The organism is Actinoplanes sp. M2I2, assembly GCF_023544445.1.
Taxonomy (GTDB): Bacteria; Actinomycetota; Actinomycetes; order Mycobacteriales; family Micromonosporaceae; genus Actinoplanes.
The window spans coordinates 457959-474873 of the sequence record NZ_JALPVJ010000002.1; the positions used below are offsets into that span (position 1 = coordinate 457959).

The 16915-nt window shown below is 73.0% G+C and carries 15 protein-coding genes; 5 read left to right on the forward strand and 10 right to left on the reverse strand.

From position 1 onward, the window contains the following. Window positions 1-3: 3 nt before the first annotated feature. Genes HJC40_RS05920 through HJC40_RS05930 form a run of 3 tightly spaced genes read right to left on the reverse strand, consistent with a single transcriptional unit; the run spans window position 4 to window position 3877 of the window. A complete protein-coding gene (locus HJC40_RS05920; protein WP_249998798.1) occupies window positions 4-1623 on the reverse strand; it encodes an FAD-binding dehydrogenase in 1620 nt (539 codons plus the stop codon). Continuing rightward, a complete protein-coding gene (locus HJC40_RS05925; protein WP_249998800.1) occupies window positions 1620-2555 on the reverse strand; it encodes an NAD(P)-dependent oxidoreductase in 936 nt (311 codons plus the stop codon). Before HJC40_RS05925 ends, HJC40_RS05920 begins: the two co-directional genes overlap by 4 nt. Window positions 2556-2602: 47 nt before the next feature. Then, window positions 2603-3877 (reverse strand): MFS transporter, encoded by a 1275-nt coding sequence (locus tag HJC40_RS05930; protein ID WP_249998802.1) that lies wholly within the window; start codon window positions 3875-3877, stop codon window positions 2603-2605. 122 nt (window positions 3878-3999) lie between these two features. Here HJC40_RS05930 and HJC40_RS05935 point away from each other — a divergent pair, with 122 nt between their 5' ends. Both HJC40_RS05935 and HJC40_RS05940 read left to right on the forward strand, forming a co-directional pair. Then, a complete protein-coding gene (locus HJC40_RS05935) occupies window positions 4000-4689 on the forward strand; it encodes a GntR family transcriptional regulator (RefSeq protein WP_249998804.1) in 690 nt (229 codons plus the stop codon). After that, window positions 4686-5768: a tartrate dehydrogenase gene (locus HJC40_RS05940; RefSeq protein ID WP_249998806.1), complete on the forward strand. Its 1083-nt coding sequence runs from the start codon at window positions 4686-4688 to the stop codon at window positions 5766-5768. Before HJC40_RS05935 ends, HJC40_RS05940 begins: the two co-directional genes overlap by 4 nt. 9 nt (window positions 5769-5777) lie before the next feature. On the opposite strand, the gene HJC40_RS05945 is transcribed toward HJC40_RS05940, so the two are convergent. From HJC40_RS05945 to HJC40_RS05970, 6 genes are read right to left on the reverse strand one after another with little or no spacing between them, the layout of a single operon-like run. After that, a complete protein-coding gene (locus HJC40_RS05945; protein ID WP_249998808.1) occupies window positions 5778-8384 on the reverse strand; it encodes a tetratricopeptide repeat protein in 2607 nt (868 codons plus the stop codon). Between the two features lie 48 nt (window positions 8385-8432). Further along, window positions 8433-9428 (reverse strand): dihydroxyacetone kinase subunit DhaK, encoded by a 996-nt coding sequence (gene dhaK, locus HJC40_RS05950; RefSeq protein WP_249998811.1) that lies wholly within the window; start codon window positions 9426-9428, stop codon window positions 8433-8435. Next, complete coding sequence (gene dhaL / locus HJC40_RS05955; RefSeq protein WP_249998813.1) at window positions 9425-10060, reverse strand: dihydroxyacetone kinase subunit DhaL; 636 nt, start codon at window positions 10058-10060, stop codon at window positions 9425-9427. The genes dhaK and dhaL overlap by 4 nt, the downstream gene beginning before the upstream one ends. Further along, entirely contained in the window at window positions 10057-10821 is a 765-nt protein-coding gene (locus tag HJC40_RS05960) for an HAD-IA family hydrolase (RefSeq protein WP_249998816.1), read from the reverse strand. The genes dhaL and HJC40_RS05960 overlap by 4 nt, the downstream gene beginning before the upstream one ends. Beyond that, a complete protein-coding gene (locus HJC40_RS05965; protein WP_249998819.1) occupies window positions 10818-11678 on the reverse strand; it encodes a class II fructose-bisphosphate aldolase in 861 nt (286 codons plus the stop codon). Before HJC40_RS05965 ends, HJC40_RS05960 begins: the two co-directional genes overlap by 4 nt. Window positions 11679-11705: 27 nt before the next feature. Then, window positions 11706-12458 (reverse strand): LuxR C-terminal-related transcriptional regulator, encoded by a 753-nt coding sequence (locus tag HJC40_RS05970; protein ID WP_249998822.1) that lies wholly within the window; start codon window positions 12456-12458, stop codon window positions 11706-11708. A 93-nt stretch (window positions 12459-12551) separates the two neighbouring features. On the opposite strand from HJC40_RS05970, the gene HJC40_RS05975 reads away from it, so the two are divergent. Beyond that, on the forward strand, window positions 12552-13352 hold the full coding sequence (locus HJC40_RS05975) for an SAM-dependent methyltransferase (protein WP_249998825.1): 801 nt from the start codon (window positions 12552-12554) through the stop codon (window positions 13350-13352). A 6-nt stretch (window positions 13353-13358) separates the two neighbouring features. Here HJC40_RS05975 and HJC40_RS05980 read toward each other — a convergent pair whose 3' ends face one another. Then, a complete protein-coding gene (locus HJC40_RS05980; protein ID WP_249998828.1) occupies window positions 13359-14261 on the reverse strand; it encodes a LysR family transcriptional regulator in 903 nt (300 codons plus the stop codon). Window positions 14262-14342: 81 nt separating this feature from the next. Between HJC40_RS05980 and HJC40_RS05985 the strand changes: the two genes are divergently transcribed. Both HJC40_RS05985 and HJC40_RS05990 read left to right on the forward strand, forming a co-directional pair. Beyond that, a complete protein-coding gene (locus HJC40_RS05985) occupies window positions 14343-15158 on the forward strand; it encodes an SDR family NAD(P)-dependent oxidoreductase (RefSeq protein ID WP_249998830.1) in 816 nt (271 codons plus the stop codon). A gap of 44 nt (window positions 15159-15202) precedes the next feature. Further along, complete coding sequence (locus tag HJC40_RS05990) at window positions 15203-16864, forward strand: DEAD/DEAH box helicase (RefSeq protein ID WP_249998833.1); 1662 nt, start codon at window positions 15203-15205, stop codon at window positions 16862-16864. Window positions 16865-16915 lie beyond the last annotated feature (51 nt).

The window sequence follows — 16915 nt, forward strand, 5'->3', positions numbered from 1 at the left end:
TCCTCATTTCGTCAGCTCGCCGAGGGCGCGACCGGCCTGCCGGCCGGAGAACAGGCAGCCGCCCAGGAAGGTGCCTTCGAGGGCGCGGTAGCCGTGCATGCCGCCGCCGCCGAATCCGGCGGCCTCCCCGGCGGCGTACAGCCCGGGAACGGGCCGGCCCACGGGGGAGAGCACGCGCCCGTCGAGGTCGGTGTGCAGGCCGCCGAGCGACTTGCGGGTCAGCACGTGCAGGCGGACGGCGATCAACGGCCCGGCCGACCGGTCGAGCAGCCGGTGCGGCGGGACGGTCCGCATCAGGCGGTCACCGCGGTAGTTGCGGGCGTTGCGGACCGCCGCGATCTGTTGGTCCTTGCCGAAACCGTTGTCCAGCTCAAGGTCGCGGGCCTCGACGGTGCGCCGGATCTCCGCCGCATCGAGCAGCGGCTCGGCGGTCAGCGCGTTCATGCCCCGCACCAGCTCGTCCAGGTCGTCCGCGACGACGAAGTCGGCGCCGTTGCGCTTGAACGCCTCCACGGGCGCGGGAGCACCGGCCCGGACCCGGCCGAGCACCTGGCGCACGCTGCGGCCGGTCAGGTCGGGATTCTGCTCCGAGCCGGAGAGCGCGAACTCCTTCTCGATGATGCGCTGGGTGAGCACGAACCAGCTGTGGTCGTACCCGGTGGTCCGCAGGTGGGCGAGCGTGCCCAGGGTGTCGAACCCGGGATAGAGCGGCGCGGGCAGCCGGCGTCCCCGGGCGTCGAGCCACAGCGACGACGGCCCGGGCAGGATGCGGATGCCGTGCCGGGCCCAGATCGGGTCCCAGTTCTGGATGCCCTCGACGTAGTGCCACATGCGGTCCGGGTTGATGATCGCGCCGCCGGCCTCGGTGGCGATGCCGAGCATCCGGCCGTCCACATGGGCCGGCACGCCGCTGATCAGGTGCCCGGGCGGCGTGCCGAGACGAGCCGGCCAGTTCCGGCGTACGAGATCGTGGTCGCCCCCGAGCCCGCCGGAGGTCACCAGGACGGCCTGGGCCGTGAGCGCGAAGTCGCCGGTCTCGTGCCGGGAGCTGGCCTGTCCACGGGCGACGTCGCTGGGTTCGAGCACCCGACCGGCCACTCCGGTGACCACCCCGCCGGTGGTGGTCAGCGTGTCGACCCGGTGGCGGTGCAGGATCGTGACGCGGTCACTGGCCAGGGCGGCGGCGATGAACGGCGCCAGCACGCCCGGCCCGGTGCCCCAGGTGAGGTGGAAGCGCGGCACCGAGTTGTTGGCGCGCTCGGCCCAGCCCACGATGGGGAACAGCTTGATGCCGTGCTCGCGCAGCCACGCCCGCTTCCCGCCGGCCGCCCACCCGACGTAGGCCTCGGCCCAGCGCCGGGGCCACGCGTCCTCGGGCCGGTCGAAGCCGGCGTTGCCCAGCCAGTCCTGCCAGGCCAGGCCGGCCGAGTCGCGGATGCCCATCCGCCGCTGTTCGGGCGAGTCGACCAGGAACAGCCCGCCGAACGACCAGAACGCCTGGCCGCCCAGGCTCTGCTCGGGTTCCTGCTCGACCAGGACGACCGAGCGGCCCGCGGCGGCGAGTTCGGCGGTGGCGACGAGCCCGGCCAGCCCGGCCCCGACGACGATGACGTCGGCGTTCACGAGTCCTCCCCGAGGTGGGGCGACGCCGAGGAGCCCGCTCCCACGGGATGGTTCGGCCTTCCGGCCAGGGCGGCGACCAGTTCCTCCGCGCCCCGCAGCCCGGCGTCCCGGCGCGCCTCGGCGGTCTGCCCGGCCATGTGCGAATAGACGGTGATGCCCTCGATCCCGCGCAGCACGCTGTCGGCGGGCAGCGGCTCGACCTCCACCACGTCGAGGGCGGCCCCGGCGATCTGTCCGGTTCGGACGGCCTCGGCGAGGGCTCGCTCGTCGACGATCGGCCCGCGGGCGGTGTTGATCAGGTGGGCCGTCGGCTTCATCCGGGCCAGCGCCGCGGCGTCGATCAGGTGGCGGGTCTTCTCGGTCAGGGCCGTGTGGATCGACACGAAGTCGGACTCCCGGAGCACCTCGTCGAGGGTGCCCTGGAGGACTGTCATACCGAAGGCCTCGGCCAGCGGCCGCACCCGCTGAGCCACCGCGCCGCGGCCGATGAGGCCCAGCGTCCGGCCGCGCAGCTCGAAGCCGTCGCGCCGGGGCCAGCCGCCCGCTTCGACGCCGGCGGCCATCCTGGCGAGGTTCCGGGCCTGGACGAGGAGGAGGCCGATCGTGTACTCGGCGACCGCGTTGGCGTTGATGCCCGGCAGATTGCTCACACTGATGCCCCGCTCGTCGGCGGCGGCCACGTCGACGGAGTCGAAACCCACGCCCGTACGCACGACAGCCCGCAGCGCCGGCGCCTGCGTGAACACCGCCGCCGTCATCGGCTCGTTCGCGATCAGCGCCCCCTCGGCCCCGTCCAGCGCGGCGACGAGATCCGTGGCCGAGCGCTTGCCCCGCAACGGATCGTGCCGGGTGGTGAAGCCCAGGCCGGTGAGGTAGGTGTCCACCGCGTCACCCGGGCTCAGGTAGTCGGTGGTGATCAGAATGGTCGGCATGGGCCTCTTCACTTCGGGCTCGGGGTCACTGTCACGAACGGCCGCAATCACTTCAGGATCGGGGTGCCGGCGCGGCTCTGGAGCCGGCCCAGACGGACGACGACGAGGATGGCCAGGACGGCCAGCACCGCGATGTCGAGCAGCATCCCGTCCCAGCCGGTCAGGTCGACCAGCCCGCCGACCAGGGCCGGGCCGCCGAAGCCACCGAGATACCAGGTGACCGCGTACAGCCCGGTGTAGGTGCCGAGCACGCGGCTCGACGGCGCGAGGTTCCACAGCACGACGGCGGCGTTGATCAGGAACGCGGCGGCGCCGACGGCCGCGACGCAGAACACGACGACCGTCGCCGTGGCGGTCTGCACCGCCGCGCCGGCCGCCATCGCCGCGGCGAAGACGGCCATCCCGACGCCCATGGTCTTCAACCGGCCGAAGCGCTCGGCCAGCAGCGCCACCGGGTAGGCGGCGATCACGTAGGCGATGCCGCTGGGCAGGGTCAGCCCGCCCGCCTCGCCCCGGGTGAGGCCGAGCGCCTCCATCCCGTACGGGGTGATCAGCGACCGGGACGCGAACCAGGCCCCGCCGAAGAGCAGGACGGTGAGCAGCAGGAGCAGGCGCCGCCGGTCGTGGTCGGTGACGAGCTCGGTGATCACCTGCCGGAACGCCACCCGTGTCTCGCCGGGACCGGCCGCGTCCTCGGCCACCGCCTCGCGGTAGGCCGCCGATCGGTTGTCGCGCACCTTGGTGATCACCACGGCGGTGACGATCAGCAGGATCGCCGACGGGATGGCGAACGCCGCCCTCGGGTGATCGTCGACGACGAGGAGGCTGATCAGCGACGCGACGATGATGGTCAGCGCCGCCGCGATCTTGACGATGGCGTTGGCCCGGCTGCGCCGGGCGGGCGGGATGAAGTCGGGCACCAGCGACTCGGCCAGGGGTCGCATCGTGTTGGCGACCAGCGCGTAGCCGACCATTACGGCGATCAGCATCGTGGCCGACGTGGTCCAGGGCAGGAAGACGAACAGCACCGCGGCCAGCGGCATGCCCACGGCCAGGTACGGCACGCGGCGTCCCCACCGCGTACGGGTGTTGTCGGAGCGGTTGCCGATCCAGGGCTGGATGAAGATGCCCAGCAGGTTGTCCATGCCCATCAGCGCGCCGACCAGGGCCGCGCTGGCGACGTGCTCCCGCAGCAGGACAGGCACCTGGTTGTCGTAGAAGTTCCAGGTCGACTCCTGGGCGAACAGGGTGAGAGCGATGTAGAGCGTGATCCTGCGGTGGGACGGTGATGCCGCGCCGTCGCGGGTCGTCATCTCGGCCATGTCGCCTCCCTGCGTCCGCCGTCACGTTAATTTGCTGTAGCAAAAGCGTCAACAGTTGCAAACGAAGTTAGCCATGGCATGGGCTAGAGTGCCGTCATGTCTTTCGCGGGAGCAGGGCGGTCATGAACGCGGCCGAGACGCTGGCCGACCAGGCGTACCGGCAGGTCCGCACGGCCATCGCCACCGGGGAGCTGGCCCCGGGCGACAAGGTGACCGAGCGCGGCATGGCCGAGCGGCTGGCGATCAGCCCCACCCCGGTCCGCGAGGCGCTGCGGCGTCTGGAGCTGGACGGGCTGATCGAGCGGATCGGACCCCGTACGGTGCTGGTCGCCGCGATCCGTGACGCCGCGATCGACGACCTGGCCGAGGTCGAGGTCGGCCTGCGCGGTCTCGTCGCCCGGTTCGCCGCGCGGCACGCCACCGCCGATCAGCTGGACGCGCTCGACGCCGTCCTCGACCGGGCCGACGACCTGCTGATCCTCGTCAAGGACCGGCGCCGGCGGGAGCAGCCGACCGAGCGGCACCTGGCCGAGCTGCTCGACACGATGCAGGAGTTCAACGACACCGTGAACGCCTGTGCGCACAACCCGGTGCTCATCCGCATGCTCGAGCAGAGTCGCGTGTTCAGCCGCCCGCGCCGCCGCGAGCTCGTGCTGCGCCGGGTGGCCGAGGACGATACGTTCGGCTTGGAGAGATACACCAGCCATCGCGCCCTGGTCCGCGCCCTGCGCGCGGGCGACTCGGCAGCCGCCGAGCAGATCGCTCTCTCCGATGCCCAGGGCGGGCTCGCCGCACTGAGGGAGGCACCGTGACCACCCATCGCATCGCCGTCATCCCGGGCGACGGCATCGGCCGGGAAGTCGTACCGGCCGGGCTCGAGGCCTTGGAGGCGACCGCCGGCCGGTTCGGCATCGACTTCACCTTCGACGATTTCGACTTCGCCAGCGCCGACTACTGGCAGCGGCACGGCGCCATGCTGCCGCCCGACTGGGAGCAGACGCTGCGCCCGTACGACGCGATCTTCTTCGGCGCGGTCGGCTGGCCCGAGGTCGTCCCCGACCACGTCTCGCTCTGGGGCAGCCTGCTGCAGTTCCGCCGCACCTTCGACCAGTACATCAACCTGCGCCCGTGCCGGCTCATGCCCGGCGTCCGCGGCCCGCTGGCCGGCCGCGAGCCCGGCGACATCGACTTCGTGGTCGTCCGCGAGAACACCGAGGGCGAATACTCCAGCATCGGCGGCCGGATCTTCGAGGGCACCGAGCGCGAGACGGTGCTGCAGGAGACGGTCATGACCCGGATCGGCGTCGACCGGGTGCTCCGCTACGCCTTCGAGCAGGCGAGCCGCCGCCCGGCCGGGCACCTCACCTCGGCGACCAAGAGCAACGGCATCTCGATCACGATGCCCTACTGGGACGAGCGCGTCGCCGCGATGAAGGACCAGTTCCCCGGCGTACGGGTGGACAAGTTCCACATCGATGCGCTGGTCGCCTTGTTCGTGCTGCACCCCGACCGGTTCGACGTGGTGGTGGCCAGCAACCTGTTCGGCGACATCCTCTCCGACCTCGGCCCGGCCTGCACCGGCACGCTCGGCATCGCCCCCAGCGCCAACATCAACCCCGAGCGCGACCACCCCAGCCTGTTCGAGCCCGTGCACGGCTCCGCCCCCGACATCGCCGGCCAGGGCATCGCCAACCCGGTCGGCCAGATCTGGTGCGGCTCGATGATGCTCGACCACCTGGGTCATCCCGACGCGGCCGCCCACCTGCTCGGCGCGATCGAGGACGTCCTGGCCCACGGCCCGGCCGAGGCGCCCCTGACCCCCGACCTGGGCGGCAAGGGCACCACGGCCGAGTTCGGCCACGCGATCGCCGAGCGCGTCCGCGAACGCTGAGGGGCACGGTCAGCCCGAGCGGGCCGGATCCCGGTCGGTGACGGCGGCGAGGTGGGTGCGGACCTGCTCGGCCTCCGGGACGCCCAGTTCGGTGTAGAGCGTCAGGGCCTCGCGGTAGTGCTCCCGGGCCAGCAGGTCGTGGCCCAGGGCGTGGTAGGCGTGACCCAGGCCGGTGGCCGCGCGGGCCTGCTGGTAGCGGTTCTCGATCTCGCCGGCGACGGTGCGGGCGCCCGCGTGGTGGGTCAGGGCCTCGGCCGGGCGCCCGGCCCGGTACGCCACCTCGCCGAGGCCGTTGAGCGAGAAGGCCTCGCCTTCCCGGCTGCCGATCTCGCGGAAGAGGGCCAGGGCGCGGTCGAAGTAGCCGGTGGCCTCGTCGAACTCGCCCCGGTGGGTGTGCAGCATGCCGAGGCTGTCCAGGGCGCTGCCCTCGCCTATGCGGCTGCGCAACCGGCGGCGCAGCCTCAGGCACTGCCGCAGGTGGTCGCCGGCCGGCTCGTATTTCCCGGCCCGCATCTCGATGTTGGCCAGCACGTCGAGCGCGTAGCCCTCGCCGTGCTCGTGGCCGACCTTGCGGGCCTGGGTCAGCGCCTGCAGGCCGACGTCGAGCGCTTCCGCGGAGTGGCCCAGGCGGTCCAGCGCGGTCGCGAGGCTGCCCAGAGTGGTGGTCACGTTGGTCTCGTCGCCGGCCTCCCGGTAATGGGCCAGGGACTGTCGCAGATGGTCGACCGCCTCGGCGTACCGGCCCGCCCGCTCGTCGATGGCCGCGAGGCTGAACAGCACGCGGCCCTGGTTGCGGGCGGAGTCGCCGATCCGGCGCCACACGTCCAGCGCGCGCCGGAGGTGGTCGGCCGCAAGCTCGTACTGTTCGGCGTAGAGGTAGGAGATGCCCAGATTGGTCAGCGCGGTGCCCTGGCCCGCCAGGTCGGCGCGGCCGAGGGCGGCGCGGTGCGCGTTCGTGTAGACGGTCAGCGCCTCGCTGTGGTGCCCGCCGCCGATGAGATAGCGGAACAGGACGCCGGAGAGCCGGGTCGTGTGGCCGGGCCAGCCCTCGGTCGCGGTGTGCTCGGCCATGGCCACCAGGGTGTGCCGTTCGGCGTCGAGCCAGGCCACGGCGGCGCCGGGGCCGGTCAGGTCGGGGGCCGGGGTGCCGGCCGGGCCGATCGCGGGGTGCAGGTGGGCCTCCGACGGGTGCAGGGCGTTGATGGCGGCCGCGGCGGTGGCCAGGTAGTGGTCGAAGAGCCGGGTGAGGGCCTCCCGGCGGGCGGCCGGCGGGTCCTGGTCGTCGGCCCGGGCGCTCGCGTACGCGCGGACCAGGTCGTGGAAGGTGTACCGGCCCGGCGCCGTGGGCTGCAGCAGGTGGTCCCGGCCGAGGTGCTCCAGGGCCGCCGTCGCGGCGGGCAGGTCGGCGCCGGTCAGGGCGGCCGCGGCGTACGCGTCGAAGTCCTGCCCGGGGTGCGCGGCGGCGCGGCGCAGGAGAAGCTGCCGGTCGGCCGGCAGGTGCCGGTAGGACAGTGTGAGGGCGAGCTCGACGCCGGTGTCCAGCCGGCGTTCGTGGTGGCGTTCGTCGAGCCGGTCGGCGTGGTCGGTGAGCGTCCAGCCCGGGGTGGCCCGGATGTGCCCGGCGATCAGGCTCAGGGCCAGCGGCAGGTGGCCGCAGCGGCGGGCTATCCGGCCGGCCGCGCCCGGATCGGCGCCGACCGCCACGCCGGGCAGAGCGCCGGTCAGGAAGGCGACCGCCTCGCCCGGGGTGAACACGTCGACCGCCAGCCGGCCGGCCGAGGGCAGGTCGGTGAGGCTGCGCCGGCTGGTGATCAGCGTGAGGCAGCCGGGCACGCTCGCCAGCAGCGGGCCGACCTGCCCGGCGGTGGCCGCGTTGTCGAGGACCACCAGCGCGCGGACGCCGGCCAGCCGCTCGCGATAGGCCGTGGCGCGGGCCGTCACCCCGTGCGGGACCTGATGGCCGGGCACGCCGAGCAGCCGCAGGAAGCCGTCGAGGACGGCGGCCGGGTCGGCCGGGGGCTGGGCCGGGTCGGGGTGGAAGCCGCGCAGATCGACGAACAGCACCCGGTCGAAGGCGTTGTCCCGGAGCAGCCGGTGTCCGGCGTGGACGGCCAGCCGGGTCTTGCCGACGCCGGCCATGCCCTCGATCGCCGAGATCACGACGGCCTCGCCGGCTCTCGCGGCCGGCCCGAGCACGTCGCCGAGCCGGTCGAGCTGATCGTCGCGGCCGACGAAGCCGGCCAGATCGGGCGGCAACTGGTCGAGCACCCGCGCCTGCGAGACCGCCTTGGTGCCACCGGCGACCACCCGCAGGGCCTGGCGCCACCGGGACACGTACCCGGAGTCGGGGTCCAGCGCCCGCACCACGGCCAGGATCAGCTCGGTGTTCAGCCGCCGCCGGCCGGGCTGGAAGCAGTTGGCCACGGTCGACCTGATCGTCAGCTCGGCGGCGGGCCGGCCCTCGGCGGTCCAGGCGTCGTTCACCCGGCTCTTGATCTTCTCGTACGACGGGTCGCCCGCCCAGATCTTCAGCTGCCGCAGCCGCTCGACCAGCTCGTCGACGTCACCGGCCCCGGCCGGCTCGGGCGGCGGGCCCGGTTCCTGCGGCACAGACATGGACGCGACCCTATCGCCCGGCCGCGGCCGGGCCGTCGGCCGCGCCGCTCAGAAGATCCGGACGGCGGCCTCGGCGGGCGCCGCGAGCAGGCCCTCGATCTCGTCGTCCAGGCGCACCAGGGTCAGCGACGCGCCGGCCATGTCGAGCGACGTGCAGTACTCGTTGACGTAGCTGCGGCCGACGGTGATGCCGCGGTCGGCCAGGCGGCGGTGGGCGTGGCGGAAGAGGATGTAGAGCTCGCTGACCGGGGTGCCGCCCAGGCCGTTGATCATCAGGGCGACGCGGTCGCCGGAGGCGTACGGGAGGTCGCCGACCACGGCCTCGAGCAGGTCGTCGACGATCGCGTCGGCGTTGGTGAGCTTGCGGCGCTCGCGTCCGGGTTCGCCGTGGATGCCGACGCCGAACTCCATCTCGTCGGCGCCCAGCTCGAACAGCGGGGAGCCTTTCGCCGGGGGAGTGCAGGCGGTCAGCGCCACCCCCATGGTCCGGGTGACGTCGTTGACCTTCTTCCCGATCCGGATCACCTCGTCGAGGTCGGCCCCCTGCTCGGAGGCGGCGCCCACGGCCTTGATGACGAAGAAGTTGCCGGCCACGCCGCGCCGGCCGACGGTGTACGTGGAGTCCTGCACGGCCACGTCGTCGTTGATCGTCAGGATCTCGGCCCGGACGCCGTCGGCCTCGGCCATCTCCTTGCCCATGTCGAACGCCATCCGGTCGCCGGTGTAGTTGTTCACCAGCAGCAGCACTCCCTTGGGCGAGGCCAGCAGCTTGGCCGTCTCGTAGACGTAGTCCATCGGCGGGGCGGCGAACACGTCGCCCGGGCAGGCCGCGTCCAGCAGACCGCGGCCCACGACCATGACGTGGGCCGGCTCGTGCCCCGAGCCGGAACCCTGCACGATCGACACCTTGTTCTCGTCCGGCGCGTCCGACCGCATGATGAGGTTGTACGCCGGTATGTAGCGCAGCTTCCCGGGATTGGCCAGGGCGACGCCCTCCAGCATCTCCGACACGTAGTTCTTGGGGTCGTTGACGAACTTCTTCACGATGTCGCTCCTTGTCTCGGCCACGTTTCGCTGATCCGTTCGGCGATCACCGCGACCGCGGTGGCGCCGGCGTCGACCGAGCCGCGGCTGCGCTCGCCGGTGTAGGCCGCCCGGCCGCGCCGGGCGACCAGCCCAGCCGTCGCGTCGGCCGCTTCCCGGGCCGCCGTCGCCGCCGCCCGCAAGGCCCCCTCGGCGCCGTCGTCCAGCGAGGCCGACAACTGATCGGTCAGCGGCACCAACGCGTCGAGCAGCGTCTTGTCGCCGACGTCGGACTGCCCCCGCGCCTTGATGCCCTCGATCGCGGCCCGCAGCATGGCGACCACGTGTTCGCCGTCCAGCTCGGTCGTGTGACCGGCGGCGGCGCCGGCCCGCAGGAACGCCGTGCCCCAGAGCGGACCCGACGTGCCGCCGATGCGGGAGGCGATCACCATGCCGCTTCTCTTGAGGAACGCGCCCGGTTCCGTACGGTCCAGGTCGTCCCAGCCCTCGAGGAGCTTCTCGAAGCCGCGGGCCAGCGAGTATCCGAAGTCGCCGTCGCCGACCACGGAGTCCAGGTCGCCGAAGTACTTCTCGTTCTCGATGGCCGTCTCGGCGATGGTCCGGACGACGAACTCGGTGTGCCGCAGGCTCATGCCGGCCCTCCCAGACAGGCGCGCAGGTCGTCGAGCGTGAGATACGCCCCGGGACGGGCCCGGCCCCGGTTGGCCAGCACCTCGATCGGCGGGCGGTCCTCGTCGCCCAGCTCGGACACCACCAGGGCGGCCTCGGTGAAGTCCTCGTCGCGGGTGTAGCCGTTCACCGTCACCAGGCACGTCAGGCCGGCCCGGGTGGCCGCCAGCAGCCCGTTGCGCGAGTCCTCGACGACGAGCGTGCCGGCCGGGTCGAGCCCCAGCTCGGCCACGGTCAGCCGGTAGATCGCCGGGTCGGGCTTCTTGGCCGGCACGACGTCGCCGGCGAAGACCGGAATGGCGGCGGCCGCGTCGCCGGCCGCGTTCGCGAGCACGGCGCGGACGGACTCCTCGGCCGAGGTCGACGCGACCGCGACGGTCCAGCCGGCGGCCAGCGCGTCCCGGATGATCCGGGAGACACCCGGCCGGGTCGGGATCTTCCCCGCCGCGACGAGCTCCCGGAACGCCGCGGTCTTGGCCTTGTGCCAGGTCAGGAGCTTTTCTGTACGGTCGCCGGGGCCCGCCGCCGCGGCGAAGGCCGGGTCGTCGAACAGGGCGGCCATCCGCTCCTTGCCCCCGCCGATCCTCAGCTTGGCCGCGTACTCGTCCTCGGTCCACCGCACCGGCAGGCCGAACTTCTCGAAGGTGGCGTTGAACGCGGGCAGGTGGCCGTACCGTTCGGTGTCGGCCAGCACGCCGTCGCAGTCGAAGACCAGCGCGGTCACCAGGCCCGCCCCGATCCACCGAACAGCCGGATGTGCCGCCGGGCCATCTCGAGCACCGCGGTCCGTTGATGCCGGAACAGCGACGGCGGGTCCCACTTGTCCCGCTCGGTCGTCGCGCGCAGGAAGTCCAGTCCGGACTTCATGAACGTCTCCTTCAGCGCGGTCGAGATGTTGACCTTGGCGCAGCCCCGGGCGATCAGGTCGGTGAACTGTTCGTCGGACAAGCCGGTGCCGCCGTGCAGGGCCATCGGGATGCCGGTGGCGGCGACCAGATCGCTGATCCGCCGGGCGTCCAGCACCGGCGCCTGCTTGTACCGGCCGTGCGCGTTGCCGATGGCCGGCGCGAAACAGTCGACGCCGGTCCGTTCGATGAAGTCGACAGCCACCTCCAGGCTGTGCACCCGGGGCGCCTCGTCGGAGCCGAGATCGTCCTCGACGCCCTGGATGCCCTCGATCTCACCCTCCACGTGGGCGCCGGTCCGGCGCGCCTCGGCCACCACGTCGGTGGTCTGCCTCAGGTTCTCGGCGAGGTCGAGCTCGTGCGCGTCGAACAGCACCGAGTTCCAGCCGCCGGCCAGGCAGTCGCTGATCACCGTACGGTCGGGGCAGTGGTCGAGATGCAGGGTGACCGGCACGTCGGCCTCGCGGACCAGCGCCTCGACGATGCCGTGCAGCCGGGCCCGGCCGTACTGCCGCACGGTCTTGACCGAGGTCTGCAGGATCACCGGCGCCCGTTCCTCGGCGGCGGCCGCGACGACGGCCTCGATGGTGAGGTCGTTGATGATGTTGATGGCGGCGACCCCGTACCGGTCGGCCAGCGCGCGATCGAGGATGTCCTTCAGGGCGACGATGGGCACGAAGCTCAGTCAAGCCGGTGGAGCCGATCACCGATATGGGGGAATCCACCCGTTGTCCAGCGCCACCACGACGGCCGCCGTCCGCCGCGTCGTGCCGGTCTTGCGCAGCACCGCGGCGACGTGCTTCTCGACCGTCTTGGGCGACACCACCAGGCGCGCGGCGATCTCCCGGTCGGTGAGCCCCTCGCGCAGCAGCGCCAGCACCTCGGCCTCGCGCGGGGAGAAGGGCGGCCCGGGACGGAGGGCGCCTTCCTCCGGGGCCGGGACCCGCCGGGCGATCAACGCCCCGAGCGACGGGTCGCCCCGTCCGGACAGGACGATCGCGGCCGCCGCGGTCTGGGTCAGCGCCTCCAGGTCGTCCACCGCGCCCGGGGTGAGGTCGTCGGCGGTCGGGGCGAAGACGACGTTCACGGCGATCACCTCGCCGCGCCACCAGACCGGCACGGCGACGGCCGCGCCCCGGCTGGCCGGGTCGGTGCCGGCCAGGTGCCCGGCGCGCAGCCGCCCGTAGTCGGGGATGACCACCGGGCGGCGCCGGCCGAACGCCCGGCCGGTGGCGCCCTCGTCGAGCGGGAACCGCTGTCCCAGTCGGCAGCGCGCACCGACCTCGGCAGCTTTCACATAGTGCCCGTGGGCGGCGTCGACCAGGGAGATGCTGCCCGCGGCCGAGCCGGTGAGCCGTCCGCTGTGCCGCAGCAGCCGGCGCAGCACGGGCGCCAGCCGCAGATCGCCGTACACGTCGGCGATCGCCGCGTCGAGCCGGAAACCCTGCCCAGGCATACCTGGAATCTAGGTTCGCGGCACGCCCGAATCAACCGGCCGATGCCGATAGCATCGACGCAAATCACTTGAGCGACCGCGGGGGACATCGTGATGGAGTCGACGTCGGAGTTGGACACGGGCACGCCGCACTCGGCGAGGCTGTGGAACTACTGGCTCGGCGGCACGGACAATTTCGCGGCGGACCGGGAAGCCGGTGACGTGATCGCCGGGATCTTGCCGTCGATCGTCACGCTGGCCCGGGAGGACCGGAAGTTCCTGCGGCGTTCCGTCCGGCATCTGGTCGGCGACCTCGGCATCCGGCAGATCCTCGACATCGGCGCCGGCCTGCCCACCGCGGCCAACACCCACGAGGTGGCGCAGGCCGTCGCCCCGGAGAGCAAGGTCGTCTACGTCGACAACGACCCGCTCGTGCTCGTGCACGCCCGCGCGCTGCTGGACGGGGCTCCCGAGGGCCGGACCGAGTATGTCCAGGCCGACCTCGCGGACCCCGGCTCCATCCTGCGCGCGGCCGCCGGCATTCTCGACTTCACCCGGCCGGTCGCGGTCACATTGCTCGGCATCCTGCACTTCCTGCGGGACGACGAGGCGGCGCTGAACGCCGTCCGCACGCTCGTCGACGCGGTGCCGGCCGGGAGCTGTCTGGTGATCGCGCACGGCTGCGACGACATCAACACCGCCGAGGCCGGCCGGATCGTCGACTTCTGGAACGAACGCGGCACCCCGAAGATCAAGTATCGCAGCGCCGAGCAGATCGGCCGGTTCTTCACCGGATTGCGCCTGCTGGAGCCCGGCGTCGTGCCCTGCAACCGCTGGCGTCCGGACGGCGAGACCGGAGACGTCGACGTCAACCAGTTCTGCGGCGTCGCGATCAAGGAGACCGCCGCCGGCTGAGCCGGGTCAACCGAGCCGCCGGGCCTCGCTCAGCAAGGCCGCGCGTACGACCCGGGCCGGCCCGGTGAGAACGCCAACCCGCGCCAGCAGCAGCCGGCGTCCGGTCCACTCCGGATCGTCCACCTCGACACATACGACCCCGTCGGGCAGCGCGCCCAGGGCCAGGCTGGGGATGGTCGTGACCCCGAGCCCGGCGGCGACGAAGCCGAGCCGGGTCGACCAGTCGGCGAGCTCGGCCGTCACCCGCGGGTGCGGCAGGGTCGGCCAGGCGCCGAACTGCGGCTCGCCCCGCGCGCCGCGGCCGGCTATCCAGTCCTCGTCGGCCAGGTCGGCGACGTCGACCCGCTCGGCGCCGGCCAGCCGATGCTGCCGGCCGACCGCGAGCAGAAGTGAACCGGACGGCACCGGCTCGACCTCGATGCCGGTCAGCTCCCAGCCGGGCAGGCCGGCCCCGGACGACAACAGCGCGAGGTCGAGGCGCCCGGCCCGCAGCCGCCGGATCTGCACGGGCGTCGAGGACTCGAGGAAGTCGACGGCGACGGACGGATGCTCGGCCCGGACGCGGGCGATCGTGCGGGGCACGAGTCGCATGGCCGTGGTCGGGAAGCCGCCGAGCGCGACCCGGCCGTCGAGCGGTGCCGCCTCCTCGGCGAGCTCGCGCTGCGCGGCTTCGAGCTGGTCGAGGACGGCCGCCGCCCGTACGGCCAGGCGGTTGCCGGCCTCGGTGGGCTCGACCCCGCGGGGACCGCGGCGCACCAGCTGCCGGCCGGCCGCCGCCTCCAGCGAGGCGATCTGCTTGGACAGCGCCGACTGGGTGAAGCCGAGGCGTTCGGACGCCGCGGTGAGCGAACCGGTCTCGATGACCGTCCGCAGCGCCCGCAGCAGGTGCGGCGAGACGTCCAGGCTCATGGCGCCAGTATGCCAGGGTGGAATACCGGATCTGACGATCATTCGCTGGTGGCATGCCTCGGGCCGGCGCAGACTCGACGCATGAGCAAAATCTGGTTCATCACCGGTACGTCGAGCGGCTTCGGCCGGCTCTGGGCCGAGGCCGCGCTGGAGCGCGGCGACCGGGTCGTCGCCACCGCGCGCTCGACCAAGACGCTGGACGACCTGGTCGAGCGCTTCCCGCAGACTGTCCTGCCGCTGGAGCTGGACGTCACCGACCGGGAGGGCGTCTTCGCGGCCGTCGACCGGGCGGTGCAGCGCTTCGGGCGCATCGACATCGTCGTGAACAACGCCGGCTACGGCCACGCCGGCATGGTCGAGGAGCTGACCGAGCGCGAGCTCCGGGAGCAGATGGAGACGAATTTCTTCGGTGCGGTCTGGGTGACCCAGGCCGTCCTGCCGGTCCTGCGCCGTCAGGGCGCCGGGCACGTACTCCAGGTGACCAGCGAGGGCGGCGTCCGCGGCTATCCGGCCTTCGGCGCCTACCACGCCTCGAAGTGGGCGGTCGAGGGCCTCACCGAGGCTCTCGCGCAGGAGGTCGAGGGCTTCGGCGTCCATCTCACGGCGGTCGAGCCCGGACCGTACGCGACCGACTTCGTCTCGCGCGGTCTGCGGACCAGCGCCGTGCTGCCCGACTACGAGTCGGCCCACGAGACCACGGCGCCCGCCTTCCGGATCGGCGATCCGGCCGCGACGGTGCCGGCGATCCTCGCGCTGGTCGACGCGGTCGAACCGCCGCGCCGGCTCATCCTGGGCGACGTGTTCGCCGAGATCGAGGCCATCTACGAGGAGCGGCTGCGGACGTGGCGCGAGTGGCAGCCGGTGGCGCTGGCCGCCTTCGGCACGCGCGTCGGCTGAGGCCGGGCGAGACCGCCCGACACGAGCCTCGTATCCTCATGGCCATGGACGAAGACCTGGTCGAGTCCGAGGCAGGCTTCGCGGGACTGGGGCTTCGACCTGAGCTGCTGCACGCGCTGGTCAGCCTCGGCTATGAAGAGCCCACCCCCATCCAACGCGAGTCGATCCCGCCGCTGCTGGCCGGCCATGACCTGGTCGGCCAGGCGGCGACCGGCACGGGCAAGACGGCGGCCTTCGCGCTGCCCATCCTGCAGTCGCTGACCAGCGACCGGGACGGCGGGCCGCAGGCGCTGGCCCTCGTGCCGACCCGCGAGCTGGCCGAGCAGGTGTCCCAGGCGGTTCACCGCTACGGGCGCGATCTGGGCGTGCGGGTGCTCCCGGTCTACGGCGGACAGCCGATCGGGCGCCAGTTGCAGGCGTTGCAACGGGGCGTGCAGGTCGTGGTCGGCACCCCCGGGCGCGTCCTCGACCACATCAGCCGGGGCACCCTGCACCTGGGCGAGGTGCGGACGGTGGTGCTCGACGAGGCCGACGAGATGCTCGACATGGGCTTCGCCGACGACATCGAGGCGATCCTGGCCGAGACCCCGGCCGAGCGGCAGACCGTGCTGTTCTCCGCGACGATGCCGCCCCGGATCGACGCCATCGCCCGCCGCCACCTGCGCGAGCCCGTGCGCATCCAGATGGGCCGCGAGGTCGCCTCTCCGGGCGAGATGCCGCTGGTCCGCCAGAGCGCGTACGTCGTGGCCCGCGCGCACAAGGCGGCCGCGCTAGGCCGGATCCTGGACGTCGAGGCGCCCACCGCGGCGATCGTGTTCTGCCGCACCCGCGAAGAGGTCGACCAGGTCACCGAGGCTTTGAACGGGCGCGGCTACCGGGCCGAGGCGCTGCATGGCGGGATGAGCCAGGACCAGCGCGACCGGGTCATGGGCCGGCTCCGCGGCGGCAGCACCGAGCTGCTCGTGGCCACCGACGTCGCCGCCCGCGGGCTCGACGTCGAGCAGCTCACCCACGTGATCAACTTCAACGTGCCGGCCGCGCCGGAGGCGTACGTGCACCGGATCGGCCGGGTCGGCCGGGCCGGGCGCGAGGGGGTGGCGATCACCCTGGTCGAGCCGCGTGAGCAGCGCATGCTCAAGGCGATCGAGCGGCTGACCGGCCGGCGCATCCCGCTCGAGCGGCTGCCCACGGTGACCGACCTGCGGGCCCGGCGGCTCGAGCTGACCCGGGCCTCGCTGCAGGCGGCCCTCGGCGACGACGACCTGCAACGCTTCCGGGTGGTGATCGACTCGCTGACCGACGAGGTCGACCTGGAGAACATCGCCCTGGCCGCGGTCAAGTTGCTGCACGAGGCGGCCGGCGGCGACGTGGACGAGCAGGAGATCCCGTCCCCGGCGCCGGCGCGCGCCGAACGGGAGCCGCGCGAGCCGCGGGGTGACCGGCGCCCGCGCTCGTCCGACGCCGGGGTGGCCCGGTTGTTCGTCGGCATCGGGCGGCGGGCCGGCCTGCGCCCGCAGGATCTCGTCGGCGCCATCGTGGGGGAGTCCGGGCTGCCCGCCAAGGAGATCGGCGCCATCCAGATCACCGACCGTTTCTCGCTGGTCGAGGTGCCCGACCCGGCCGCCGAGCGGGTCATCCAGGCGCTGTCGCGCAGCACCATCCGCGGCCGCCGGCCCACCGTCCGCCGGGAGCGTTTCCAGCGCTGACCCCGCAGATCCACGCCGGTTCCGGACACGCGGCGGGTTCGATCGTGTAAC